Origin of the sequence: Aneurinibacillus soli, assembly GCF_002355375.1 — a bacterium.
Taxonomy (GTDB): domain Bacteria; phylum Bacillota; class Bacilli; order Aneurinibacillales; family Aneurinibacillaceae; genus Aneurinibacillus; species Aneurinibacillus soli.
The window spans coordinates 2,342,371-2,366,108 of the sequence record NZ_AP017312.1; the positions used below are offsets into that span (position 1 = coordinate 2,342,371).

Genomic DNA, 23,738 nt, shown 5'->3' on the forward strand with positions numbered 1-23,738 from the left:
AACCAAGCCGGGGCCATGCCTCGGTTTTTTGTTTGCCTACCCTATCTATAAAAGGAGATGTATTGTATATGCCAGATTTAGAAGGAATGTTTACGGAAAAGATCGTCGTGAATGGTGAATATATCAAAGGTGATATTGTTCGAGCGTCTAACATTGATTTGCGCTATGTCATAGTAAATGGGCAAGGAAGCAAGCTTGTCGGGAACTGGACAAGTCAGCAGTTAATGGACATGTCTGAGGAACTGAAGTGCATCGCACTGAAAATTGGCGTTTTGAATAGTTTAGATTCATCTTTGCCAGAAGCATAGAAAGTAGAACATGCATTTCCTTCTTTATGGGCAAGAGAGTATACTTAAAGTAGATGCTTTCTTGTCCGAAAGGAGATGAGTAGATGAATAAGGAGATTTTTGAACGGTGTAAAGTAGATAAATTATATTTAGAACAATTTATGCGGGAGAACGAGAATCTAATCTGGTTCTCGATCCGCAAATATATTGGGGAGCCAGCAGAAGTAGCAGACAAGTATCGAATTGATAAAGATGATTTGCTGCAGCTTGGGAGGCTGGCGATGTTGAAGTGTATCAAGCGATTTGACCCGGACCGAAGAGTGAAGTTCAGCTCATTCACGGTAACGGCCATCGTTAGAGAAGTACGATGTTTCCTGCGTGACAAAACTAGTGTGATTCGACCAACACGTTCGGCCAGTGAGCTGTTGAATCGGATTAAGCAGACGATATGCGAGTTGGAATATGTACCATCTACACGCGATATTGCGGAACTGCTGGACGTAGATGAGCAGCGGGTTGTAAAAGCCATGAAAGTAGCAGGAGATACCGTATATGCTGAATTTGATATGCCGATACCGAAACGAGCAGAAGATGATGTGATAGACAGTATGTATACGCAGGAAATATTGCAGGATATGGCGTGTCGTATGACGGATGTAGAGTTTAACATTGTGCTCGGGAGACTGAATGGTATGTCTTATAGGCAGCTATCTGAGAAGTGTAAAGTATCGAAGAAAGCAGTAGTTCGAACGATGAGGAAGGCTAGGGAGGTGCTACGAGATGTGTATACTCTAATGAATGAGTTGGACAAGGATTGAGGTGAACAGGAGATGGCGGTAGATAACTGTCCGCAGAAGGAGAGTTTTGACGCACGGTTGCAGGCGCAAAAAGAAGCGCAGGAGAAGTTTGAACGGCAAGTAGAAGTAGATATGCAGCGAATTGAGAAACAGATGACAGACGGAATGACACGGCTTGAAACTCGCATGGGGGCATTGGAACGTAAACAGGAGGACAGCGCGATAGAAGTGGCCCGGCAGTTTGCGGAAACATCGAAGCAGATGATTATCATGGAAACAAGAATCAAGGATGTGGGTGAGAAAGTAGATAGTACATCTGCTCAAAACTTTGTCTTGCTCCAGTCCATGCAGGAGCAGCTGGCCGCAAACAATGAGTGGCTTAGGACAACGGTGGACCGTGATAAGCAAGTTGATAATGACCTAGTGCAGCAAGGAGTCGAGTCGCAACGCCAGCAGGTAAAACATTTTCAAGATTTAAGCATTACGATGCTGGCTAAGCTGGGGGCTGCTGGTGCGGCGATTGCTGCTGCCATTGCGGCAGCGTGGCAATATTTTACGAAGTAAGAGGGAGGCTGAAATAATTGGCAGTTACATGGGACTGGCTCGTAAAGAAAAACTTTCGCCTAAATGACGCGAACTTGCATCCGGCTGTCCGACAGAAAGCGTGGGATGTTATTTTTGAATTATGGCAGCAAGGCATCTACGTTCTCATTACACAAGGATACCGCTCAATCGCTGAACAGAATGACTTATATGCACAAGGACGGACAAAACCGGGGAAAATTGTGACGAATGCAAGAGGAGGACAATCCTACCACAACTACGGTCTAGCGATTGACTTCGTCTTGTACACAAAAGACGGGAAAGACGTGACATGGGACGATAGCAGTGCTGAATGGAAGCAAGTGGTGCGGGTGTTTAAGTCGAAAGAATTTGCCTGGGGTGGTGATTTCAGGACGTTTAAGGATACGCCTCATTTCGAGATGACGTTTGGCTATACGTACAGCCAGTTGCAGAACGGGAAAGGACCGGTACGTCCAGCGACCGTCGTTGTCATACCGGAACCTGCAAAAGCAGTGTCGAGTGCTGTGCTAAATCAGGAGTCGACCTGTACTATTATTGTAAATGGCGCAAAGCTGGATGCACGCGGTATCATGCGTGATAACCTCTCATATTTGCCTGTACGAGCTGTTGGAAATGCGACAGGAGTGACAGTAGGATTTGAAAACGGAAAGGCACTGCTGGGCAAAGGAGTGCTTCAGACAACGATTCTAATCGGAGATTCAGGCTATGCACATACACGAGAGATCGCAGATGTGCTGGGATATAAAGTTGATTGGGATGGAAAGACTCAGACAGTCACACTGACGAAGGGTGCTCGATAGTATGCGAAAGTTCGAATATGTATTTGCATTCGCCGTACTTGCCGTACTGACAGCTGCCCTGTTTATCGCTATGCTTGTTCTCAGAGACAAGGATATGACGATGACGATTCTCACGGTGCTGATTGGGGCACTGTCTGCTGTTACAGCATTCTTTTTCACTAAACATGTGCCAAAACAGAAAGACAACGAGAAAGACATGTAGCAATAATAAAATCCCCACTACCCTATTTGGGCGGTGGGGATTTTACTATTTTTTCTTTCTCCTGATTAACTTCTCGTATTCATTCAACAAAGCATCTAACATCTGACTCGCCGTCAGAACCTCCGGGTCACTCAGACTCTTTTCTGTCGCTAAAGAATTTAGTGTTCTTCTTAATTCCTCGATCTGTTTTAAAAGCTCTTCGATTTCATTCATGCTGTATCCTCCTGATTGTGAGTGCTATTACTTTCTCCAACCAAAGGAAATATAAACAATAAACAGCAAATTAAAACACTGTTTCTCTTTATTGCAGAGTAATTTTTTGTTTTAAAAAACAACCGAACTATTTACTTAAGTAAATGGTTTACATTTATATTAATTAAAAAAATCTTGAAATCTAATATCTTTAGGTTATAATTAATCCAAGGTTTACCATATGGAGGTGGATGAAGATGTCTTTAAAAGTTTTAGAAACGTTGGGATTTATTAAAAAGAATATTCTAACCACAAGTGAAGTTGCCGAATTATTAGGTGTAACTAGGCAAAGGATCAACGCTATAGTTAAGACTAAAGATTTAGTCCCTTTCAAAAAGACAGGGGAAACCAGTTTATTTTTACTTGATGACGTAATCAATTATAAAGAAAACAAGAGATCAGGCCCTCGAACTTCTATCGCTAGCATGGCTCCGGAGCTGTTTGATCGTTCCGGATCTACATATGACAGCATTGATTTTTTCAGAGAGAATCGACATAAGCTTGGCCAAATTGTTCACGCATATGCTTTCTTTAATCCTATCGATGCAGCAATTCATAACTTCTATGTTCCCTCACAACATTTTAAGAGAGGTGTATTTTTAAATATAGAAACACCTCACCTAGTTTTGGTAGATACAGAGGGGAATGAAATGTGGATTAGCGGATGCAACTGCGGTTACGGAGGTACCGGTCCTCACGGTAGTCAAACGGTATTACAAGAATGTGGTTTTCCACAAAAAGAAATTGATAACATTTTCAGATATAGGGTTGTGAAGCTGTTCAAAGACCCTGATGGAAATGTAGATGTTCATGTTGCTAATAGCGATTACGATGGAGGTACATTTGACGAAGGCACAACGTCAATTTATTTCCGTAATGATAATTTGGTTCTAATGCACAAACCTAGTCGGTGGAGCAAAGAAAAAAATGAAATTAAAACAGCCGAAAGATACCAATCATTTATTCCGAATCCTGTTCGATTCGAAATTTATCCCACTTATGAACAAGCGAAAGAAATGGGATATGTTCTACCTGGGTTGGACGGAAGCGATTTCAGTAGAGAAGAGGTTTATCGCGTAATTATTAAAGATTCGTCAGGAAGAGAGCTATGGTTAAATCCACACATTCATACACAAACACCGATCTTAGCTCAAGCTGATTTACGTTCTCTTCTAGAACTTTGCGGTTTTGATGTACCGGAAGAAAGTGCAAATAAAGGTTGGTTATCATCTTGGTTAAGTACAAATATACGGAGATTTCAACCGAATCCCGTAATCATTTCAAAGAGAAAAGAAGTTAAAATTAAGATTTAAAACTAAAAGAAACTTTTCGTATAAATTACCTCCTATGCGGAAGATTAAAACTACAAAACACCAAGAATAACCACATAGGAGGAAATCGTATATGTCACAGCAACAAAATAGAAATCGTAATAACAATGAACTGGTTGCTCCACAAGCACTGGATATGATGAAGTATGAAATAGCTTCTGAATTCGGTGTACAACTCGGACCGGATACAACTTCTCGCCAGAACGGTTCTGTCGGAGGCGAAATTACAAAGCGCCTGGTTCAGATAGCAGAGCAACAATTAAGTGGTAAATACGTGCAATAATCTGAGCACACAAACATACGATAAACTATGTAGGATACAGTCAAAAGCCTCCCGGATGAGTGGGAGGCTTATTTGCTGTTAGTCCTTACTTTTATGTATTTTATTCCCTTTTTATCCTGTTACTTGTATAATAGGACAAAAGGGGATGATTAAGATGGAATATCGATTACAAGTCGACGAGCAAGGTCGAGTCCTGATCCCAGAGGAAGTACGTGATAAGCTTGGATACGGTCCGTTGTCGTTTCGAGCGGAAGAAAATAAAATTGTCATTTCAGAAGTGGAGCCAGATGTAACGTTTGTTATGATGTCGAAAAGGTAGAGAGTAGGTAGTAAAAAGAGGACTCGTGTTGTGAGTCCTCTTTTTCGTAAAATGGCCTGTATTGCGAAATCCTATAATCTTTCAGCAACCTCATAAACGACATTAATGGTCACACTGTTTCCTGACTGCTTATAAAGCTGGCTATCTGAATTTACCTGCTGTGCTTTATCGAATGCCCAATCAGGAAAACCTTGTAATCGCCAGCACTCTCGTGGAGTTAGCTTTCTAATCTTCGCACCTTTTAGTAGGTGGTTATTTTGCTCGTAGCTGTTTTTTGTGAGCGTTGGTGCTATTTCGTGTAAACCACCTTCGTTAAAACCACGCCCTCGTTGTAAAATCCCCGTTCTCGCTCCGTGATTATCCAGTCCTTTGTAGTACGATGCAGGCAGACAAGTTGACATATTATCATCACGTAATTTCAATTCACCATTCACAACCAAGCATGGAACTTTATCCAATCGCGTAGCTTGTAATGTTCCTGTTTCGTCTTCCTTTACAGTAACTGAGCATCCGTGTGTTTTCTGAATCACTACCGCTTTCGATTCGTCTACCATGTACAACCCTGTTTTCGCTCCCAGTCCTCCACCTTCTGATTTCAGTGTTCTGGCTAATCCGTTTGCATCGTACACCCTATGAGCGTCAGATACACCTTTGGTTAACTCCTTTAATTTCTTTTCGTTTTGGACAACAGCTTCCCCGTCTGCTCTGATGATAGGAAATACTTCTCTGGTACTTGCTCCTCTAAGATGTCCGATAATGAACACGCGCTCCCTGTTTTGCGGGACTCCGAAATCTTTGCTGTTAAGCACTTGCCATTCCGCATCGTACCCCAGTTCATCCAACGTGTTGAGGATAACTCGGAAAGTCTCCCCCCCTGCGTGATTGAGCAAGCCTTTGACGTTTTCAAGAAATAGATATTTGGGTTTAATGATCGATGCGAAACGAGCGATTTCAAAAAAGAGAGTTCCGCGAGTATCACTGAATCCCCCACGTTTTCCTGCAATGCTAAAAGCTTGGCAAGGGAATCCGCCGCAGATGACATCGATACCTCTTCCTGCAAGCAATCGAAGATCGTCATCTGATACACTAGTGATGTCATGTGCTGTCCACTCCCCTTCTGTATCATGTATAGCTTCGTAAGACTTACGGGCGAATTTGTCTATTTCTACATAGCCAACGCAACTATGTCCTGCCATTTCCATCCCGAGTCTAAATCCACCGATTCCAGCAAATAAGTCCAAGAATTTTATTCGTTACACCCCCCTCAACCTTTCGCTTTATCGCCGAATGGTAACTATCTACTCTTTTGATCGACTTTCAATTCTGTGTAGATAGTTAAGCGTGGTGGTAATCCCATATCCTCACGAACTACTTGACGCTGAAACTCGATTTGCGCGGCATCTCCCGATCTAGTTTTGCGCATTCGTATTCATATTCTTCTCCGGGATGATGGTGGAAACAACGTGTTTGTAGATAAGCACCTGCTGCTTGTTTTCTTTCTCAAACAGGATGCAGAAAGTATCAAACGAAACGATGCGGCCTTTCATCGGTACACCGTTTGTCAGAAAAATTGTGACCGTTATTTTCTCTTTACGAGCGTTGTTCAGGAATGTGTCCTGTAATTTATTTTCCATACATATCATCTCCTCATGGTCATTTCAGCCGGCCACTCAATTCCTCGAACCATTCCCGGTCATTTGTAGCTAGTGCCAGATCAACCAGTTGTAGAAGCCAGTCGCGCTTTCTCCTGCGCAACTCTGCTTCCGTGATCGGTTTCAGAACGGTGAGTCTATCGGTTTCTACCTTTACACTTCCTTTATGCAGCGGACGAAGATTTACTTGGGCGGCGTTCTTTCCGCATTTTTCAACTACGCCGACGTACTCTTCTCCTTTGTACTTCCACGTCACAACATCTCCCTTTTGAATCGGGCGCTTCTGCAAAAGATAGCATGTCCCGTTCAATTCCATGTACTGTTTCAACGTTTCACCTCCTCACTTTCTGTTCACATACTCTATACGGAGTAGGTAGGTGGAATTTCAGCCGAAACAAAAGAAAATATAAAAATTCAAATCCCTGATCTAATTTTCGATTCGACTAAAATTTCATCTTCATGCTGCGTATGGAGTAGGTAGGAGGAAAAATAGTCCTTCGAGAAAGGAGATGATATGCATGGACAAGTTGCAGATTATCAATCGTGATGGTCAATTGTTGGTAGATAGTCGGGAAGTGGCGGAGATGGTTGGAAAGGAACATGGTCACTTATTGCGTGATATTAAAAATTACATGGAAGTATTAGGTAAATCCAATTTTGGATTGGCTGATTTTTTCATCGAGGATACGTACACTGACGGTCAAGGAAAGCCAAGGCCGTGTTATCTTATCACCCGCAAAGGCTGCGACATGGTAGCGAACAAGATGACGGGGGAGAAGGGGGTTCTTTTCACGGCGGCCTATGTTACTCGGTTTGAGGAGATGGAGAAAAAGTTATACCAAGTACACGTACCCCAAACGCTACCAGAAGCGTTACGCGCATATGCTGATGAAGTGGAGCGGCGTGAACTGGCAGAGAATAAGCTCGCCATCGCTGAACCGAAAGCGGAGAAGCACGACAAATTTATCAATGCTAGCAGCTTGCAGGGAATCAAGGAAGTTGGCAAGGTACTGGGCATTGGACAAAAGAAGTTCTTCGAGTTTCTGCGCCAGGTTAAGATTCTGGATGGAAAGAACTTGCCGATGCAGGATTATCTGAACCGTGGATGGTTCGAGGTAAAGGAAGCAACTATTGGACATGGAGAAGATGATGCAGCGTTTAATGTGGTAGTTACAAAAGTAACACCGATCGGATTATCAGCGCTGAGTGACGTAGTGGAGAAATACGGCGGCGCTGATACGCTGAATGATCTGAAAGTAAAAGAAGTAGCTGGATACGTGAGAGCAAAGCAAATGTAGAAGTAAACGGCAGGAGACAAGCCGGAGGAGATGGATAACTCAGACTGGACGTTTAGTTCGGTCTTTTTTTGTTTCATCAAAACAAAGGAATAAATTGGACCGATACGAAAAAATACGATTACCTTATAATGTACGGTGTATCCATGTAACAAGAGAAAATGAGATTGTTTTAAATAAAAATAGAATCGTTTTACGATCCTGTACAAATATAACCAATAGATATACATGCAGTACATACATGATTTTCAAATCATGCCAAAAAGTTGTGATGTTCTTTAAAAAAATCGTGATATGCCTCGTATAGAGTATGTGAATGGAAATAGTACAATCCGAAAACCGCATACGATGTATCGAGGTGAAGCCTATGCAAATCTTGCAAGAGGAGTTCGGTGAACAAAGCATCTACGAATGGCTGGCTTATCGCTTAAAACAAATGCACAGAGAAGTGTACGGGGATGAAGATATCACAATTGTTTGGACCAAAGAATAGTTTGTTTTACTTTAGCCATCCGATGAGATGGCTTTCTTTTTCAAAACCTGGAGGATAAATCAATCATGAAAAATATTCCGGTTGCTATCTATGCACGTGTCTCAACAGGAAAAGTTGAGCAAAGTGAATCGACAGAGCATCAGATTAGTCAGTTGACGGCTCATTTGAAAAGTATGGGAGAAGAGTATTACACAGAGCCTGCATTACATTATGTAGATGAAGCGCTTAGTGGATATTATACAAAAATGGAAGAACGCCCCGCCTTTAAACGAATGATGGAAGATGCGAAAGAGGGGAAGTTTAAAGTGCTTTTACTGCGGGAGATATCTCGGGTAGGGCGCGACGACGAAGAGAATTTACGATTTGTGAATCGTTTTGCATCGTTAAGTATTCGAATTAAATCATTGCATGACGGTTTCGATTCCAGCGTACCTGGATCTGAACTTGGATTTAAAGTTAAAAATATGATTGCGCAGATTGAATCAGAGCGTATTAGCGCTCGTGTAAGTGCGGGAATGCGTGAAAAGTCAAAAAAAGGTGTTTGGGTAAGTTCTATGGTCCCTATTGGATATGTACGGGATAAGGAGACTAAGAAGCTAATTATAGATGAAGCGTATGCGCCAATTATACGAGATATTTTTCATTGGTATGTAATTGAAAAGCGCGGTACGCCAACCATTTGTGAGTTGCTTAACCAGCGGGGAGATCGAACCAAGAATGGGAAGCTTTTTGTTCGTTCTCATATTCGGCAAATCATTCAAAATCCTGTCTATATTGGGTGCGTTGTGTACGGTAGCAAACGTGCAAAGTTAAATCGTGAGTATGATGAAAAGGGGAACCTTATCCGTAAAAACCAAAAATTTGTCAAAACGAATGATCCAATTGTTGTAGAAGATGCACATTCATCTATCATTGATAAAAGTATTTTTTATAAGGCACAAGAAATTATGAAAACGCGAGGTAGTATCATTGACCGAACTACGCCACGACGAGCTACATATCCTCTTATTGGAATCGTGAAATGCGGAAAATGTGGAATAGGGATGGTAACGTCAAAAGCACTTAAATCAAAAAAAAGTGATGTGTACCTGCGTTATTACCGATGCGGTAATTACCACAAAGGGGGAAAGGCAGCCTGTACAGGTGTTGCTATTCGTGCTGATAAATTAGAGAATGAGCTTTTTACTCGGTTATTCCATCATCTGTCTGCCCTTGATATGCAACATATGAAATCGCAAGGTAAGGCAGAAATAAGAACTCTGGAATCCAAAGTAAAGAGAATGGAGACGGATAAAAAGAAACTGGAAAAAAAGCAGACCGATATAGCGCTACGTGCTGATTTATTTGCTGGGGAAGTATTCGAAAATACAATGTTGGCCCTTAAAAGGCAAATCGAAAATTTAGACCAACGAATACTTGCTGTTCGTGGTCAACTAAATGAAATGTGCAGCAAGGGCGAAAACACATTGTTATTATCTCAGTTGTTGGAACGTATGAAGCAAGCAAGTTTAGATGACTTGCAGGCGCTTCGAGCCATTTTTGATGAGTTGATCGAAAAAGTCGTTGTAGCAGACTCGCAAACCATCGCATTAGTGAACTATAAGTATAGATTTGAATAAAAAATTTTTCAGTTATGCACATAAGGGAAAAACATTGCTTCTTACCGGCTATGTCAAAGAAATGAACAAAGCGCAGTTGATGATGACGGTATTCGTGCCTACCGTGCGGGACTCAGCAGCAGCTGCCGCCGTACGCAGCGGTCATTTCCGTGTTCCGCTGGATGTCGCAGAATGCATAAGCGATATGCAGTTGAAACGGGAAGATTTTGATACGCTTGTCGATATGGCACTCGATAGTAAGGATCGGAACTGGTTTGAAGAGCTGGCAGATAGACGGAAACAGGTGTAGCGGCTAATGAGCCGCTGCACTTTTATTTTGCCTCCCGAGTGAACAATCGCTCGAGCTGGGAGGTATAGGTGACAAATGCCGCGTGAGACAGCATGCCGAGCTGGTAGTAGCGGCATAACTCTTCGAATTCGGGACTGTGGCACATGCGCTGCCATGACAGGCGCGGGATATGTCCCCGGACAAGTCGGGCAAGCTGACGCTGTAAAAGCGGGAGTGGGGTGCTCGTATGAGGGAAGGAATCGTGCAGCATGGGAAAACCTCCGTAGCTATGTCAGATGCTCTCCAGTTTGTCCGATTTGTTGATTGTTCATACGATTTGGTATAGTAAAGAGGAAGATGCCCGCAAAGCGGGAAAGCAGCTTACGGGCTTAAGTGGGGCAAAAAACAGCTATTTTGCTTTGAAATGAACGACTGCGGTGTACAGCGGGCGACCTGTTTCCGGATGGAACGCGATCTGATGGGTAACAGAATACACGTGCAGCAGAAGCACCTTGTTATTTTCAATTTGTTCCTCGATTTTTCGCTCAAGCGTGCGCAGGTTACTGGCTTCAAAAAATTCGACTTTATCTTCAATACGTTCAAGAGTAAGCTTCATATGGACGAGACTCCTTCTGTCTACAAAATTTTCTTTTCGTTCATTATAAAAAACATGAAACTTTTGTACAACCTGCCCGTATGGAATAGTATAACTCATCAAGAATAGTAGAGAGGGGACATACGAATACATGAAGAAAGTAATAGCAATGATGCTGGCTGTTGCAGTAATGTTTGGAGCAGGCGGCTTTGTGGCGGTTGATCATGCTGATGCGAAAGGGTACAAATCAGGCAAAAGTTCATTCCAGCCGAGCAAGAGCTCGACGCCTCAGACACCGGCTTACTCCAATCAATCGCAGTTTAAGAATTCTACTAATACGAGCACACCAACGAAAAATACTGCTCCGGCAGCAACACCGAGCAAGGGTGGCTTTATGAAAGGTCTCATCGCGGGTGGTCTGGCAGGACTGCTTCTTGGTGGCCTGATCGGAAACATGGGCACACTCGGTTCTATTCTTGGTCTACTTGTGAATGTTCTGGCGATTGTGCTGATCATCGGTATTGTACGTAAGCTATATACGGCATACAAAGAACGTAAACGCGAGAAGGAAGCGAATGCATGGAGACCATAACCCTGTACGAGCAAGATTTAGTTAATGCGCTCTGCTTGCTAGAAGCAGAAAAAAAGCAAAAAGATCCATCCTCGTTTGAAGTGGAATTAATGTGGGATGAGGAATATGGATTTTCGGCGGAAGTGACAGAAGACGACCGTAGCCGTATCTTAATTGAGGCCAATCTGATTGAAGCGGTACGTTTTTGGCTCCGTTATCAGCATGGACGTGACCCGTTTTCGGCCCGTCTGGAACTGAAACTTGAAGAAGAGCGCGGCATTGTGGCCTATGCCACATATGGTGCGTAAATGAAGAAGAGGCTGTCTCTCTAGTCATTTGACTTTGAGACAGCCTCTTTCTGTTTTCATACCAGGTCTCGATAGCTAAGCCTGTGCTTGCGTCTGCGTATCGCGCCCGGCGTATACACGGTACAAGATGAACGCTACAACTGTCAGCAGTGCACCAGCCATATACGGCAGGCCAATCTGAATGGAGTATAAGGCGCCACCAATGGGCGGGCCGGCAATACGGCCTAATGAATCTACAGATGACAGTAGACCGGACGCACTACCTTGGCCGACTGTTGTCCGTTTCGTAACAAGTGCAGATACGCTCGGACGAATGACACCGTTACCGAGTGCGAAGATTGTCAAATACAGCGCTGCCGTTGCAAAGCTATGCGTAAGCAAAATAAGGGCGAAGCCAATCGCGGATACGATAAGCCCCATCTGAATGACGGTACCTTCTCCGTATTTCTTCGTTAGTCTGCCAATGAGTCCGCCCTGTACAAGTGCCCCGGCGAAGCCCATAATCATAAAAATGTAGCCCAGATGTTTCGAATCAATACCCGCCTGCTTCGCTGCGAAATACGCAAACGTTGTTTCCAAACCTGCCATCGAAAATGTGATAAAAAACTGCAACACATACAGCATCGTAACCGGACCACTAAACGCTTTCCAAACTGATTCTTTTTTGGCGGCCTGATCGGTGCGTTTCTCTGGTGGAAGCGACTCTTTGAGGAAAACTCCTACAAAGAGTATCGTAGCGGCAGACACGCAGCCTGCGATGAGAAACGGCATGCTCAAGCTGTAGCTCGAGAAAATTCCGCCGATTGCCGGACCGAAAATAAAACCAAGTCCGACAGCCGCCCCCACTACGCCCATTCCCTTGCTTCGGTTCTCTGGCGTCGTTACATCCGCAACGTAGGCCGTAACAGTTGGCATGTTGGCAGACGATAGCGTACCGGCCAGAATACGTGCGGCAAACAGCATCCATAATTGAGACGAGAATGCGAACAGAAAGAACGACAGAGAGAGTCCGGCAATCCCGACCAGCATGACCGGCTTACGTCCAATTCGGTCGGATAGGCGTCCCCACATCGGAGCAAATAAAAACTGCATGATGGAGTACACTGCCATGAGCCAGCCAAGCTGTCCCGGTGTTGCCCCTAGTTTTTCCGCATAAAACGGAAGAACCGGGATAATGATGCCGAAGCCGACCATGACAAGAAACATGACGGCGAACAAAATCGGCAACGCTTTTTTATTTTCCATACGTACACCTCATTTATGAAAGCATTGATCCATGTTGAGTAGTCTGTGACTGATTATAGTTCCGTGAAAACATGGAGTCAAGCGGGAAAGCGTCTAAAGACGGCTGACAAAAAAGGAATGACCAGGATTTCCCCGAATACATTCTTGTGAGAGAACAAGAGAAGACAGGAGTAGGGGGAAATGGGGAAACTTCAGAAAAAAATGGCGATCAGTCTTGGTATGATGTTGCTGATCGCTTTTAACATCGGCTTGTGGAGCTATCTGGCTCGGGAATACCGTACGTATGATACCGTGCAGGATTCTGGCGTTGTAATGGCAGCTTCCCCATCGGAGGCTGAATCGCCCGCTGCTTTGGCAGAGGCGAAGAAAGGTGAGCAGACATCACCTGTGCGCTCGGATGATGTGCGAATTGTCGTCAGTGCGGCCGGAGATGTTACGCTTGGCATGGATGAATCGTTTTCGTATGCCAGAAGCTTTCCGCAGGAAGTGCAGCGAAGCGGCTATGATTATTTTGTGAAGAATATCCGCCCGATTTTTACGAAAGATGACCTGACCATGGTCAATCTTGAAGGAACGCTTACGAATGCGACGGCCAAAGCGCAAAAAACGTTTCGCTTTAAGGGGAAGCCTGACTATGCAACGATCCTGGTGCGGGGCGGGATAGACGCGGTCAATGTCGCAAATAATCACAGTCATGATTATTTGCAGCGTGGATTCAATGATACGCTTACCGCCTTACAAAAGTACAAAGTTGGCTATTTTGGCTACACGAAAGCGTACACAAAAACAATCAAAGGCGTTACTGTGGGCGTACTTGGTTATGAAGGATGGAAAAATGACCAGGGTCTACGTGACCAGATTAAACGTGATATTATCGCACTGCGCAAGCAAGGCGTGAAAATCGTTGTGGTTAACTTTCACTGGGGTATAGAGCGGAGCTATGCTCCGAATGCGACCCAGCAAGCACTTGGCAAGTGGGCGATTGATGCCGGAGCCGATCTTATCGTTGGGCATCATCCACATGTCGTACAGGGCATTCAGGAATACAAAGGAAAGTACATTGTATATAGCCTCGGTAATTTTATGTTTGGCGGCAATCAAAATCCGTCCGATAAGGATACATTTATTTTTCAGCAGGCGTTTCATCTGATGGATGGAAAGCTTACCGCACAAAAAGAAATCGCGGTGCTTCCAATGTCTGTGTCATCGGTGCCTGTGCGCAACAACTATCAGCCGACGCCTTTGTCCGGTAAAGAAGCTATGCGCGTATGGAATAAAATACAGACAGCAAGTAAGCCACTCGGTTCACTTGACTGGAAACAGATTCAGCAAACACATCTTCCTTAGTAAGATACGATAAAATGCTACAAAAGCCGCCTTTCTTCGTAGAAAGTGCGGCTTTTGTATTCCATTTTTGGCGGGCAGTGCTATACTACAGATTGGAACCAATTGGAACTGTGTGTTCCGTACATAATCATATAGACAGGAGGAGAAAAAAGTGAGGATCGGGAATTGTTTATCCCGCCTGAACCAGCTGGCGTGGAGTGTATGCTTGTTGGTTGTGCTACTGGCTGTCGGTAGCGGTGATGCACGAGCGGCATCGTCCGAGTCGTATGAAGCATATATATGGAAGGATATACCGTATTACGCAACGCCGCTTCCACCTGGGCCTGCGGTACAACAAGCTAAAGCACAACCTACCGCGCTACCCGTACAGCCCCTCGGAATCGTCAAACAAAAACCGGGAGCGTATCCAATACTAGATCGGCAAGGCGAATGGCTCAAACTGCAGATTCGTGAAGGACAGGAAGAGAAGGAAGGCTGGGTTCGAATCCAGCAGGATGCTCTTCATATTCGTACACTTCCGGCTAAGTCAGGGGAGGATCAGACGCCTTTGCAAGTGTATAAATTCCTTCATCATCCGGTCACGGTATATAAGGAAGCAGATTCGCGTCTTGGAAAATTGATGGAGATTTTGCCACAGCGTATTCAGGTGCTGAAGCAAAATAATGGTTGGTATCAAATTCGGACAGACGTAGGCCCTGGTTGGTTGTATGGCGGGCCGGAATATGTAACAGACAAGCTCGGTGTCCATAAAATTGCCGTTGTGAAACCAGCTACGCTGTATCCGTATGCGGCTACATTTTGGCCGTCGACTGGGAAGGTGACCGAAGTACCATTTGAGACGGTGGCTTATGCGAGTTTTGGGAAATGGTATTTAATTGATTACAAAGGTGTAAATCAGTGGCTGTACGCACCGAACGGGGAAGTAACGTCTGTCCCAGCTGAGTTTACGAATCGGAAAACAGAGGCGAATGGCTACGTGGGGAATGCGACGTTTATGACAGACCCAAAAACGACGCGTCCGGCTGATTTGCTGCGCCGTCTTACGATTGAGTTTGAAGGGAAGCAGCAGCCATTTCTTGAAACGTTTATTGTACGTCCGGCTGGGCAGGCAGAACGTGGATTTACATTCGAGACATATAATGCAGCTGACCCCGATGGACAGGCTAAGCTGACTGCGTATGCTTCTGCTTTATTTGCTCCGGGAGACCAGATGGATCAGCTGGAGAAAGCAGCCATGAAAGCACGTATCTTGCTAAATGACCCTGATTATAAAGTGAATGTGATCATTGGTCTACCAAATCCAGTGGGCAATGGCGTTGATGCATCCGCCCGGTTACGTATGGTCCGAGTGTTTGAAGATACGCTTCTGAAGCAGTGGAACAAAGCAAATCCACAGGCACTTCGTTTTGTCGGATTTTACTGGACACATGAGATGGTAGCGGATGCGGACCGCAAGCTTGTGCAGGAAGTGGCCGCCTCTATTCATGCAAAAGGATATAAGTTTTACTGGGCGCCGTATTATCAGGCAGCCAATGCGGAGCAGTGGAAGGTACTTGGTTTTGACTTTGCCTGGTTGCAACCGAATCATTATTTTGCTAGCGAAAAGCATCCGGGTGAAGATCTGCTCGGCGAAACGTACAATCTGTCGCGTCAGACTGGGGCTGGCACAATGCTCGAATGGAACTGGGCATTTCTTAGCACTCCGGAAAATGTAAGCTCGTTGAATGCGTACCTGGATCGAGGACGGCTCATTGGTGCGCATCGGACAAGTTTGCTTTTGTATGATGGGGAAGGAGCGATTGACGCGTTTTTTAGCAGTTATAACAAATCGCTTGATGGGATTCGGAAGAAGTTTTTCACCTATATGTTAAATCCGAACGCTCCGTATTAAATAAAGCTAGCAAAAAAGCAGAGGATGCACAGGCACCTCTGCTTTTTTCATACGGTTATTTTGTTTTCTCGATCAAGGTACTATTAATTTCAATCGCATGATTAGCTGAGTTCAGTGACAGGTCGCCAAGAATGCGATTGCCTTGTGATACGATCAGTGTGACGCTCCAATTCCCGGATGACGGGAATTTCAGTGTATCTGCACCGGATGTGTATGTACCACTGTGCCACGTATCGGCTATCACATGATAGGTGATCGTTTCATCTTTGCTTAGAGGCGGCAGTGGGATCGTAAGTGTATGATCGGGTACGCTTGTCTGTTTGGCGATCCGGTACAACGTATCGGTCCAGTAGCCGGAATCACTTGTGGAATAGGCTGTTTTGGCCCGACGTAAGTTGTCCTGAATCGTGCCGATCTGGGTACGGCGGTAACTGTCGAGAGCAGGATGCGTGCTTTCAGTTTGCGGGCATATACTGATCGTGCCATCCAGCTTACGGTCTGCCATTCCTCTGAGCAGTTGGATGAATTCGACCCGGCTGATCACGCTTCCTGCATCAAATCCTTCAATGGTTTTTTCTGTTTTACCCTGGGACAAGCCTTTTTCATAGAGAAATGCAATGGCGCTGTCTGTCTGATAGTTATATCCTTTGGCAGCAGCAAGCAGACGGGCAGCCTGTCCACGTGTTAGCGGTTTTGTATGGTCATTTGGATCGACTGCGACTGGAAGATTGTAGCGTTTGGCCAGCTCGTACGGATGCTCTCCGGTTAGATCCTCATTTTGTGTGTCGGTAAAGAAATGGAAAAGCATATCGAGTGCTTCTGCTTCCGTAACGGCAGCGGCAGGTCGGATGGGTGTATCATCTGTGGCAGAACCAAGAATATGAGCATCCAGCGCCCAGGGCAGGGTGCTGTTTTTCCAGGCCCAGTGTTCAGCCGGCACATCGGACGGACGAGTTGCCGCAAAAGCGGCAGAAGGGAAGATGGTACCGACTGTTCCGATGCCTAGACATGTAGCGATCCAGATTGATTTCCAGTTAAAAGATAAATTCATCGTTTATTCTCTCCTAAGCAGTTTGCTAGTTTCATTGTACTGTTTGATTAAAATTTTGTAAAAACATTCATGTAGACAAGTAAAAAGACTTATAATATGAAGAAAAAGAAAAAGGTGAGGCTTGTATGCTGTCTGCTTTTTTAAAACGGGACCGTCATCTACATGATAATACTATAAAAATAAAGGAAATAGCAGGGAAAATTGACCAGGCTGTCTCCGGGAATTTAACGGTTCGTCTATCTTTATCTGAACACGATGAATGGTATGAGATGGGGCAGGCCGTAGATCGGCTTCTAGCAGCCTATGAAAAAACGATCATTGATCTTGCCGTTTCTCTTACGGATGTCGTATCGACTAGCATTGAGGAGAATAGCTTTGTAAATCGGATTTCTGGTGTAACCCGTGTGCTACATGACGATATTACAAATGTGGTTGCTTCATCAGAAGAACTTGCTGCGTCGGTTACGCATATCTCGGAATCAGCTTCAAGCGCTACCTCATCGTTGGAAGAGGCGGGGCGGAACATGACAGGCGGGCAGACACTGCTTAAGAGATCACATACAGAGATGGAAGCGGTTGAATGTGGTTTTGATACCCTTCACAATCAGGTGGTTACATTACATGATCAGGTAGACGCGATCGGAGATATGGTCGGGCTGATTAGTGATATTGCTGAGCAGACGAACTTGCTGGCATTGAATGCTGCCATTGAAGCGGCGCGTGCTGGAGATAACGGGCGGGGCTTTGGTGTAGTGGCCGACGAGGTGCGCAAGTTGGCAGACCGTACCCAGAAGTCTGTAAACGGCATTACCGATAAAGTACAAGGCATCCAGCAGGAAACAAGAGTAACAGCAGCTCACATCGAAACATTGTCACGTTCATCCGAGACCGGAGCTCGACTATCAGCGGAAGCGAATGAGATGCTTGAGTGTATCATCGACGGCATGACGAAAACAATTGATGACATTACGGGCATTGTACCGGTCCTTGAAGAACAGTCCGCTACATTCGAGGAAGTAACGGCAACGATGACACATATGAACCAGATTACTGCAGATACAGCAGGAGGTGTCGAACAAAGTGCGGATAATCTGTATCATCTCGGTACCATCACTGAGCACATTCGGCAAAAGCTTAGCCAGTTCACGGCTGGATTTCTGCCAGATCAACTAATTGAGCTGGCCAAAACCGACCACCTGTTATGGAAATGGCGGCTGGAAAGTATGCTTGCCGGTCGGCTTAAACTTGATAGTGAAACAGTGCGTAACCATCGCATTTGCCGCCTGGGCAAATGGTATTTTGGTTCCGGGAGTGAAATGTTTGCTGATAATATAAACTTCAAACAGATTGATCGGCCGCATGCTGCGTTTCATCAAGCGTGCAGCGAAGCGATTCAGAAGTTTAACAGTGGTGATGTGAAGGGGGCAGAGAAGTCATATCGACAAGTTGGAGTACTATCACGTGAGGTGCTAAATGCACTTGATAAATTGCGAGACAGTGTGGGTACACATGTGAATGTTGTACGATAAGAATAGTAAATTGAATTATTTATAAATTAAAACAATGCTGATTCGTCTTCCTTTTTTACGGTTTTGCTGCTATGCTTTTGTGTAATAAAGAGTAAAGGGGAAGCGTTTGATGCAGCAAGATTCATTACAAAAAGGACTGCTCCCGCGCCATCTGCGCATGATGGCGATTGGCGGTATGATCGGCGCCGGGATGTTTAAGGGAAGTGCGGAAACAGTCGCACTTGCCGGTCCAGGCGTTGTGCTTGCGTATTTATTCGGCGGAGCGCTCATGCTGATTGTTATGGCTGCGCTGGCCGAGATGGCAGGAGTATTTCCCAAATCAGATATTCGTGACTTGATCGCACGTGCATTCGGTACGCGGGCTGCGTTTGTCGTCGGTTGGCTGTATTGGATCAACTGGGTGCTGGTCATGGCGGTTGAGATCGTGGCAGCGGGCTCGTTTTTGCAGTTCTGGTTTGCGTCCGCCCCGCTTTGGGTGCTCAGTTCGCTCGTCGCATTGGTCATTATTTTTATCAACTTGTTACACGTAAAATATTATGGAGAAATGGAATTCTGGCTGGCTAGCATAAAAGTCGCGACCCTGCTTGTTTTTATCGCACTGGGTGGTGCGATGATGTTTGGTGCTTTCTCAGCGGAACCAGCTCCGTATTTCACTCATTATACGGCACATGGTGGATTTTTTCCGCAGGGGATGAGCGGTGTATTCGCGTCGCTGCTTGTCGTCATGTTTTCGTATGGTGGGGCTGAATTGATCGGTATTACGATTGCAGAAACAAAAGATGCGGATAAGGTATTGCCGAAAGTCATCAAAGGAGTAATCGGGCGTGTGGTCGTTTTTTATACGCTGCCGCTGCTTGTGATTTGCGGTTTGATGCCGTGGAATGAGATTGCGCAAAAGGGAAGTCCGTTCGTACAGGTGTTATCAAGTGCCGGACTTTCAAGTGCTGCGCACGTTATGAATTTCATTATGCTAACAGCTGTATTTTCGGCGGCGAATTCGGGCATGTATGCCACATCGCGCATGCTGTACTCGCTTGCAAAAGGAGGGGAAGCGCCGCGAGCGTTCCTTACATTATCCAAAAATGGGGTGCCGATTCTTGGCTTGATTGTAAGTGCATGTTCGCTATTTATTGGCGCACTTGTTGCCTATGCGACACCAGAAAATGTGTTTAACTATTTGATGGGGATTCCAGGCTTTACGGTTATGCTCGTCTGGATTAGTATCTGTCTGGCTCAATTGAAGCTGCGCCCTCAATATCCAGATATGCCGGGATTTACGGTCGTTCTGTTTCCGTATACAACATGGTTTGCGATGCTAGCGCTTTGTGGCATTTTTATAAGCATTGTATGTAATCCGGCTAACCTTATTAGTACACTTATTTGCGTGGGTACTATGGTCATTCTATTTATTTGCGCCAGGTTTAAGCTGGTATAAAAATTATATTGTTCCTGTTTATTTATTTATGTATAATTTAAAGAGTATATAAAATAACTGAATGATAATAAATCCTCATCATCACGGTGGGGTAGAGGTCGCGGCTTTTATGAGTAGGACAGACGAGATGGGAGAACATCGAAGACTCTGTGTGAAAGGAGAGGCTGCCGAAGTTTGCGCGGGATTCTCCAGCGCGTGGACTGGGACTGTTTCCGAACAGGAGCAGAACTGTCACCTTTTGCTGTCCGGCAAGAGGTGGAGTGCTATCTTCATGGAAGGTATGATGCGGGTAATAACGGATGCCGTAGGATATTTTCCTGCGGTATTTTTTATGTCCCGTCCTTCCGGGCACATAGCAAACGATCGAGACATATACAAAGAAGGTGGGTTGCATGATGCAAAAACAAGGACAACAGCAAGACGGCTTACGCCGGGGATTAAAAGCACGTCATATGACAATGATCTCGCTTGGCGGATCAATTGGAACCGGATTGTTCTTAGCGAGCGGTGGCGCGATTCATAGTGCAGGACCAGGGGGAGCTCTTGCCGCGTATGTGGCAATTGGAATTATGGTCTATTTTTTGATGACAAGCCTTGGAGAGATGGCAGCTTATATGCCGGTATCGGGCTCGTTTAGCACATACGCGACACGATTTGTCGATCCGGCGCTTGGTTTTGCGCTTGGGTGGAACTACTGGTACAACTGGGCGATTACGATTGCGGCTGAACTGTCAGCGGCCACGCTGATTGTGAAATTCTGGCTTCCGGAAACATCGTCTTTATTATGGAGCGCTTTGTTCCTTCTTCTTATGTTTGGCTTTAACTATTTGTCCGTTAAAGGGTATGGGGAATCCGAATACTGGTTTGCGATTATTAAAGTCATAACTGTTATTGTCTTCATTATTATTGGTTTGCTTATGATTATCGGGATTATCGGCGGCGAAGCTGTTGGATTCCGGAACTTGACAATCGGAAATGCGCCGTTTAATGGCGGCTTTATGGCGATGCTAGGTGTATTCATGGCGGCGGGATTCTCATTCCAGGGCACAGAGCTGTTAGGCATTGCAGCCGGAGAGAGTGAGGAGCCGGAGAAAAACGTACCGCTTGCGATTCGTCAAGTGTTCTGGCGCATTTTGCTGTTTTATGTATTTGCGATTATCGTCATTGGCTTATTGATTCCATACACAACAGAAAGTCTGGCAAGTGATAGTGTTATGACAAGTCCATTTACGCTTGTATTTGAGAAAGCGGGCCTCGCATTTGCTGCATCTGTGATGAATGCCGTCATCCTGTCATCCGTGCTCTCAGCGGGTAACTCCGGGATGTATGCGTCAACTCGGATGCTATGGGTGCTGGCGAAGGAAGGAAAAGCGCCGAAGTTTCTTGCAAAATTGGACAGTCGTGGCGTTCCGGTCGCAGCGCTGTGCGTAACAGCAGCTGTTGGTATCGTGGCGTTCTTTGCCTCACTTTTTGGCGATGGGGTAGTATATGTATGGCTCTTGAATGCATCGGGTATGTCCGGGTTTATTGCCTGGCTTGGCATTGCGGTTTGTCATTACCGCTTCCGCCGCGCGTATGTCGCGCAGGGGAAAAATCTGGCGGATCTGCCATATCGGGCGAAATGGTTCCCGTTTGGACCGCTTTTTGCTTTCTTTATTTGTATGGTCGTCATCATCGGTCAGAACTATCAGGCAGTGCTGGGGGATAAGGTAGACTGGAACGGTATCATTGTGTCCTACATTGGGATTCCACTGTTCCTAGCATTATGGTTTGGGTATAAGAGGAAGCATGGTACCAAAGTTGTTCCACTTGAGGATTGTGATTTTCGACGTGAATAAGTAAGGAAATGATTAGGAGCTCTCTTAAAAGTCATACTTTGACGATTGAGAGAGCTCCTTTTTTGCTTTAGGTGTACAGCAGTGAGAGGTTCTTGAAAGCGATGCCAAAATGCATTTTTAGATGTTTTTACGCATCGCGCTGTTCGACAGACTTTTTTAGGTGTTTTACGCTTCCTGTGAAAAATGTGCATGTCGTTTTGCATTTACTTATATTAAATTGCATTGTGAATACATTGTTTTTACTATAAAAATAATTTGGCAAACAAATTGCAAGAAGATTATAATGTTTAGAAAATATATAGATAGAATAGAAAAACAGCAAGTAGATTAGATTGGAGTGGTGGTATGGCACAGAATAATGGACTGCATGGTGGATTGAAAGCGCGTCACCTGAAAATGATTTCACTTGGGGGCGTTATTGGAGCAGGACTATTCGTAGGAAGTGGAGCGGTTATCGGTTCGACCGGACCGGGGGCAATTGTATCGTATTCCCTGGCTGGCCTGATCGTTATTCTCGTTATGCGTATGCTGGGTGAGATGGCAACAGTTAAACAAGAAAGCGGTTCTTTTGCAGCGTATGCACGCGAGATGCTTGGACCGTGGGCTGGGTTTTCAATTGGTTGGTTGTATTGGTTTTTCTGGGTGATTGTAATTGCAATCGAAGCCATTGCCGGAGCGGCGATTGTTCATCAATGGATTCCGTCCATTCCAGTATGGGCGTTAAGCCTGATTCTCACAACATTGTTAACGCTCACAAACTTATACTCGGTTAAATCGTTTGGGGAATTTGAATACTGGTTCTCTTTAATTAAAGTCGTAACAATTGTTGTATTTCTTGCAGTCGGTGCGGTTATTATCGCAGGATTCTTCCCGGGAATTGAAGCACCGGGTATGAAAAACTTAACGCAAAACGGTGGCTTTATGCCGTTCGGTGTTCAATCGATTCTTCTTGGTATTGTTATTGTTATTTTCTCCTTCTTTGGAACAGAGATTGCGGCGATTGCAGCAGGTGAGTCCGATAATCCAGAAAAAGGCGTTATGACAGCAATTAATAGTGTAGTATGGCGAATTCTTCTGTTCTTTATTGGTTCCGTTGCAATCCTAGTAACACTTCTTCCATGGAATTCAGCGAACTTGTTAAAAAGCCCGTTTGTTACAGTATTTGATATGATTGGCATTCCGGCGGCAGCTCAGATTATGAATGTTGTCGTGCTGACATCCGTTCTGTCTTGCTTGAACTCAGCACTGTATACAAACTCTCGTATGCTGTATGCGCTTGCGCAGAAAGGTGACGCACCAAAATCGTTGTTGAAGTTGAGTGCGCGCGGTATTCCGAGTCGTGCTGTATGGGCAAGTACTGCGTTTGCGTTTCTCGTTTCGTTTTTTAACTTTGTATCACCGGACAAGCTCTTCTTGTTCCTTGTAAACGCATCCGGCGCGATTGCCCTGCTTGTATACATTGTTATTGCATTCTCGCACATTAGTTTCCGTAAGCAGATGGAACGTGAAAATCCAAGCGGTTTGAAAATCAGAATGTGGTTCTTCCCGTATCTGTCGTATGCAACGATTGTTGTTCTGTTTGGCATTTTAATTGCGATGGCATTCGTTGAATCCATGCGTTCACAATTTTATCTTACGATGCTCATTACAGTCTGTACATTAGCCTATTATTTCTTCTTCCATCGTAAAAAAGTACAGGCGGCTGATAAAGCTGCGTCACTGAAAGTTTAGATTATACTAAAGAA

The 23,738-nt window shown here is 44.9% G+C and carries 28 protein-coding genes and 1 riboswitch; of the genes, 20 read left to right on the forward strand and 8 right to left on the reverse strand.

What is annotated here, in order from left to right:
* The first annotated feature begins 68 nt into the window (after window positions 1–68).
* The 5 genes from CB4_RS11880 to CB4_RS11900 all read left to right on the forward strand — a co-directional run bounded on the left by CB4_RS11880 (window position 69) and on the right by CB4_RS11900 (window position 2,671).
* Window positions 69–308 carry a hypothetical protein gene (locus CB4_RS11880; protein WP_096466007.1) on the forward strand — a complete coding sequence of 80 codons (240 nt, stop codon included), beginning with the start codon at window positions 69–71 and terminating at the stop codon, window positions 306–308.
* A gap of 83 nt (window positions 309–391) precedes the next feature.
* The gene (locus tag CB4_RS11885; protein WP_096466008.1) at window positions 392–1,105 is read left to right on the forward strand and encodes a sigma-70 family RNA polymerase sigma factor; all 714 of its coding nucleotides are present in this window, start codon (window positions 392–394) and stop codon (window positions 1,103–1,105) included.
* Window positions 1,106–1,117: 12 nt separating this feature from the next.
* Window positions 1,118–1,648 carry a hypothetical protein gene (locus tag CB4_RS11890; RefSeq protein ID WP_096466009.1) on the forward strand — a complete coding sequence of 177 codons (531 nt, stop codon included), beginning with the start codon at window positions 1,118–1,120 and terminating at the stop codon, window positions 1,646–1,648.
* A gap of 17 nt (window positions 1,649–1,665) precedes the next feature.
* On the forward strand, window positions 1,666–2,469 hold the full coding sequence (locus CB4_RS11895) for a M15 family metallopeptidase (RefSeq protein ID WP_096466010.1): 804 nt from the start codon (window positions 1,666–1,668) through the stop codon (window positions 2,467–2,469).
* A 1-nt stretch (window position 2,470) separates the two neighbouring features.
* Window positions 2,471–2,671: a hypothetical protein gene (locus CB4_RS11900; protein WP_096466011.1), complete on the forward strand. Its 201-nt coding sequence runs from the start codon at window positions 2,471–2,473 to the stop codon at window positions 2,669–2,671.
* Window positions 2,672–2,716: 45 nt separating this feature from the next.
* On the opposite strand, the gene CB4_RS11905 is transcribed toward CB4_RS11900, so the two are convergent.
* Window positions 2,717–2,884 (reverse strand): aspartyl-phosphate phosphatase Spo0E family protein, encoded by a 168-nt coding sequence (locus CB4_RS11905; RefSeq protein WP_096466012.1) that lies wholly within the window; start codon window positions 2,882–2,884, stop codon window positions 2,717–2,719.
* A 236-nt stretch (window positions 2,885–3,120) separates the two neighbouring features.
* Between CB4_RS11905 and CB4_RS21550 the strand changes: the two genes are divergently transcribed.
* The 3 genes from CB4_RS21550 (at window position 3,121) to CB4_RS21025 (ending at window position 4,856) form a co-directional block, all read left to right on the forward strand.
* On the forward strand, window positions 3,121–4,236 hold the full coding sequence (locus CB4_RS21550) for a helix-turn-helix domain-containing protein (RefSeq protein ID WP_110546194.1): 1,116 nt from the start codon (window positions 3,121–3,123) through the stop codon (window positions 4,234–4,236).
* Window positions 4,237–4,327: 91 nt separating this feature from the next.
* A complete protein-coding gene (locus CB4_RS11915) occupies window positions 4,328–4,537 on the forward strand; it encodes an alpha/beta-type small acid-soluble spore protein (protein ID WP_096466013.1) in 210 nt (69 codons plus the stop codon).
* Window positions 4,538–4,682: 145 nt separating this feature from the next.
* A complete protein-coding gene (locus tag CB4_RS21025; RefSeq protein ID WP_231955982.1) occupies window positions 4,683–4,856 on the forward strand; it encodes a hypothetical protein in 174 nt (57 codons plus the stop codon).
* Between the two features lie 71 nt (window positions 4,857–4,927).
* Here the strand turns inward: CB4_RS21025 and CB4_RS11920 are convergent, their stop codons facing one another.
* The 3 genes from CB4_RS11920 to CB4_RS11930 all read right to left on the reverse strand — a co-directional run bounded on the left by CB4_RS11920 (window position 4,928) and on the right by CB4_RS11930 (window position 6,836).
* The gene (locus tag CB4_RS11920; RefSeq protein WP_444875870.1) at window positions 4,928–6,058 is read right to left on the reverse strand and encodes a DNA cytosine methyltransferase; all 1,131 of its coding nucleotides are present in this window, start codon (window positions 6,056–6,058) and stop codon (window positions 4,928–4,930) included.
* Between the two features lie 207 nt (window positions 6,059–6,265).
* Window positions 6,266–6,490 (reverse strand): RNA chaperone Hfq, encoded by a 225-nt coding sequence (gene hfq, locus CB4_RS11925; RefSeq protein ID WP_096466015.1) that lies wholly within the window; start codon window positions 6,488–6,490, stop codon window positions 6,266–6,268.
* A 19-nt stretch (window positions 6,491–6,509) separates the two neighbouring features.
* Window positions 6,510–6,836, reverse strand: coding sequence for an IDEAL domain-containing protein (locus CB4_RS11930; protein WP_096466016.1), 327 nt, complete (start codon window positions 6,834–6,836; stop codon window positions 6,510–6,512).
* Between the two features lie 190 nt (window positions 6,837–7,026).
* On the opposite strand from CB4_RS11930, the gene CB4_RS21030 reads away from it, so the two are divergent.
* The 4 genes from CB4_RS21030 (at window position 7,027) to CB4_RS11945 (ending at window position 10,204) form a co-directional block, all read left to right on the forward strand.
* A complete protein-coding gene (locus tag CB4_RS21030; RefSeq protein ID WP_157737956.1) occupies window positions 7,027–7,806 on the forward strand; it encodes a Rha family transcriptional regulator in 780 nt (259 codons plus the stop codon).
* 364 nt (window positions 7,807–8,170) lie between these two features.
* Window positions 8,171–8,296: a hypothetical protein gene (locus CB4_RS21875; protein WP_258365604.1), complete on the forward strand. Its 126-nt coding sequence runs from the start codon at window positions 8,171–8,173 to the stop codon at window positions 8,294–8,296.
* Window positions 8,297–8,361: 65 nt separating this feature from the next.
* Window positions 8,362–9,915: a recombinase family protein gene (locus tag CB4_RS11940; protein ID WP_096466017.1), complete on the forward strand. Its 1,554-nt coding sequence runs from the start codon at window positions 8,362–8,364 to the stop codon at window positions 9,913–9,915.
* A complete protein-coding gene (locus tag CB4_RS11945) occupies window positions 9,908–10,204 on the forward strand; it encodes a hypothetical protein (RefSeq protein WP_110546195.1) in 297 nt (98 codons plus the stop codon). Before CB4_RS11940 ends, CB4_RS11945 begins: the two co-directional genes overlap by 8 nt.
* A gap of 22 nt (window positions 10,205–10,226) precedes the next feature.
* Here CB4_RS11945 and CB4_RS11950 read toward each other — a convergent pair whose 3' ends face one another.
* Both CB4_RS11950 and CB4_RS11955 read right to left on the reverse strand, forming a co-directional pair.
* Window positions 10,227–10,454 carry a hypothetical protein gene (locus CB4_RS11950; protein ID WP_096466019.1) on the reverse strand — a complete coding sequence of 76 codons (228 nt, stop codon included), beginning with the start codon at window positions 10,452–10,454 and terminating at the stop codon, window positions 10,227–10,229.
* 138 nt (window positions 10,455–10,592) lie between these two features.
* The gene (locus CB4_RS11955; RefSeq protein ID WP_096466020.1) at window positions 10,593–10,799 is read right to left on the reverse strand and encodes a YrzA family protein; all 207 of its coding nucleotides are present in this window, start codon (window positions 10,797–10,799) and stop codon (window positions 10,593–10,595) included.
* A gap of 130 nt (window positions 10,800–10,929) precedes the next feature.
* Between CB4_RS11955 and CB4_RS11960 the strand changes: the two genes are divergently transcribed.
* Entirely contained in the window at window positions 10,930–11,370 is a 441-nt protein-coding gene (locus CB4_RS11960; protein ID WP_096466021.1) for a hypothetical protein, read from the forward strand.
* Window positions 11,358–11,657, forward strand: a complete 300-nt coding sequence (locus CB4_RS11965) for a YxcD family protein (RefSeq protein ID WP_096466022.1) — start codon at window positions 11,358–11,360, stop codon at window positions 11,655–11,657. Before CB4_RS11960 ends, CB4_RS11965 begins: the two co-directional genes overlap by 13 nt.
* Before the next feature lie 75 nt (window positions 11,658–11,732).
* Here the strand turns inward: CB4_RS11965 and CB4_RS11970 are convergent, their stop codons facing one another.
* Window positions 11,733–12,902 (reverse strand): MFS transporter, encoded by a 1,170-nt coding sequence (locus tag CB4_RS11970; RefSeq protein WP_096466023.1) that lies wholly within the window; start codon window positions 12,900–12,902, stop codon window positions 11,733–11,735.
* A gap of 180 nt (window positions 12,903–13,082) precedes the next feature.
* On the opposite strand from CB4_RS11970, the gene CB4_RS11975 reads away from it, so the two are divergent.
* Window positions 13,083–14,249: a CapA family protein gene (locus CB4_RS11975; RefSeq protein WP_373681314.1), complete on the forward strand. Its 1,167-nt coding sequence runs from the start codon at window positions 13,083–13,085 to the stop codon at window positions 14,247–14,249.
* Window positions 14,250–14,400: 151 nt separating this feature from the next.
* Window positions 14,401–16,140, forward strand: coding sequence for a DUF4855 domain-containing protein (locus tag CB4_RS11980; protein WP_096466024.1), 1,740 nt, complete (start codon window positions 14,401–14,403; stop codon window positions 16,138–16,140).
* 55 nt (window positions 16,141–16,195) lie between these two features.
* Here the strand turns inward: CB4_RS11980 and CB4_RS11985 are convergent, their stop codons facing one another.
* Window positions 16,196–17,191, reverse strand: a complete 996-nt coding sequence (locus CB4_RS11985) for a hypothetical protein (protein ID WP_096466025.1) — start codon at window positions 17,189–17,191, stop codon at window positions 16,196–16,198.
* Between the two features lie 125 nt (window positions 17,192–17,316).
* On the opposite strand from CB4_RS11985, the gene CB4_RS11990 reads away from it, so the two are divergent.
* The 4 genes from CB4_RS11990 (at window position 17,317) to CB4_RS12005 (ending at window position 23,724) form a co-directional block, all read left to right on the forward strand.
* Window positions 17,317–18,720, forward strand: coding sequence for a methyl-accepting chemotaxis protein (locus CB4_RS11990; protein WP_096466026.1), 1,404 nt, complete (start codon window positions 17,317–17,319; stop codon window positions 18,718–18,720).
* A gap of 109 nt (window positions 18,721–18,829) precedes the next feature.
* The gene (locus CB4_RS11995) at window positions 18,830–20,155 is read left to right on the forward strand and encodes an amino acid permease (protein ID WP_096466027.1); all 1,326 of its coding nucleotides are present in this window, start codon (window positions 18,830–18,832) and stop codon (window positions 20,153–20,155) included.
* Between the two features lie 84 nt (window positions 20,156–20,239).
* A riboswitch (Lysine riboswitch) is annotated at window positions 20,240–20,429 on the forward strand.
* Between the two features lie 118 nt (window positions 20,430–20,547).
* Window positions 20,548–21,993 (forward strand): amino acid permease, encoded by a 1,446-nt coding sequence (locus CB4_RS12000; protein WP_096466028.1) that lies wholly within the window; start codon window positions 20,548–20,550, stop codon window positions 21,991–21,993.
* Between the two features lie 345 nt (window positions 21,994–22,338).
* Window positions 22,339–23,724, forward strand: a complete 1,386-nt coding sequence (locus tag CB4_RS12005) for an amino acid permease (RefSeq protein WP_096466029.1) — start codon at window positions 22,339–22,341, stop codon at window positions 23,722–23,724.
* Window positions 23,725–23,738 lie beyond the last annotated feature (14 nt).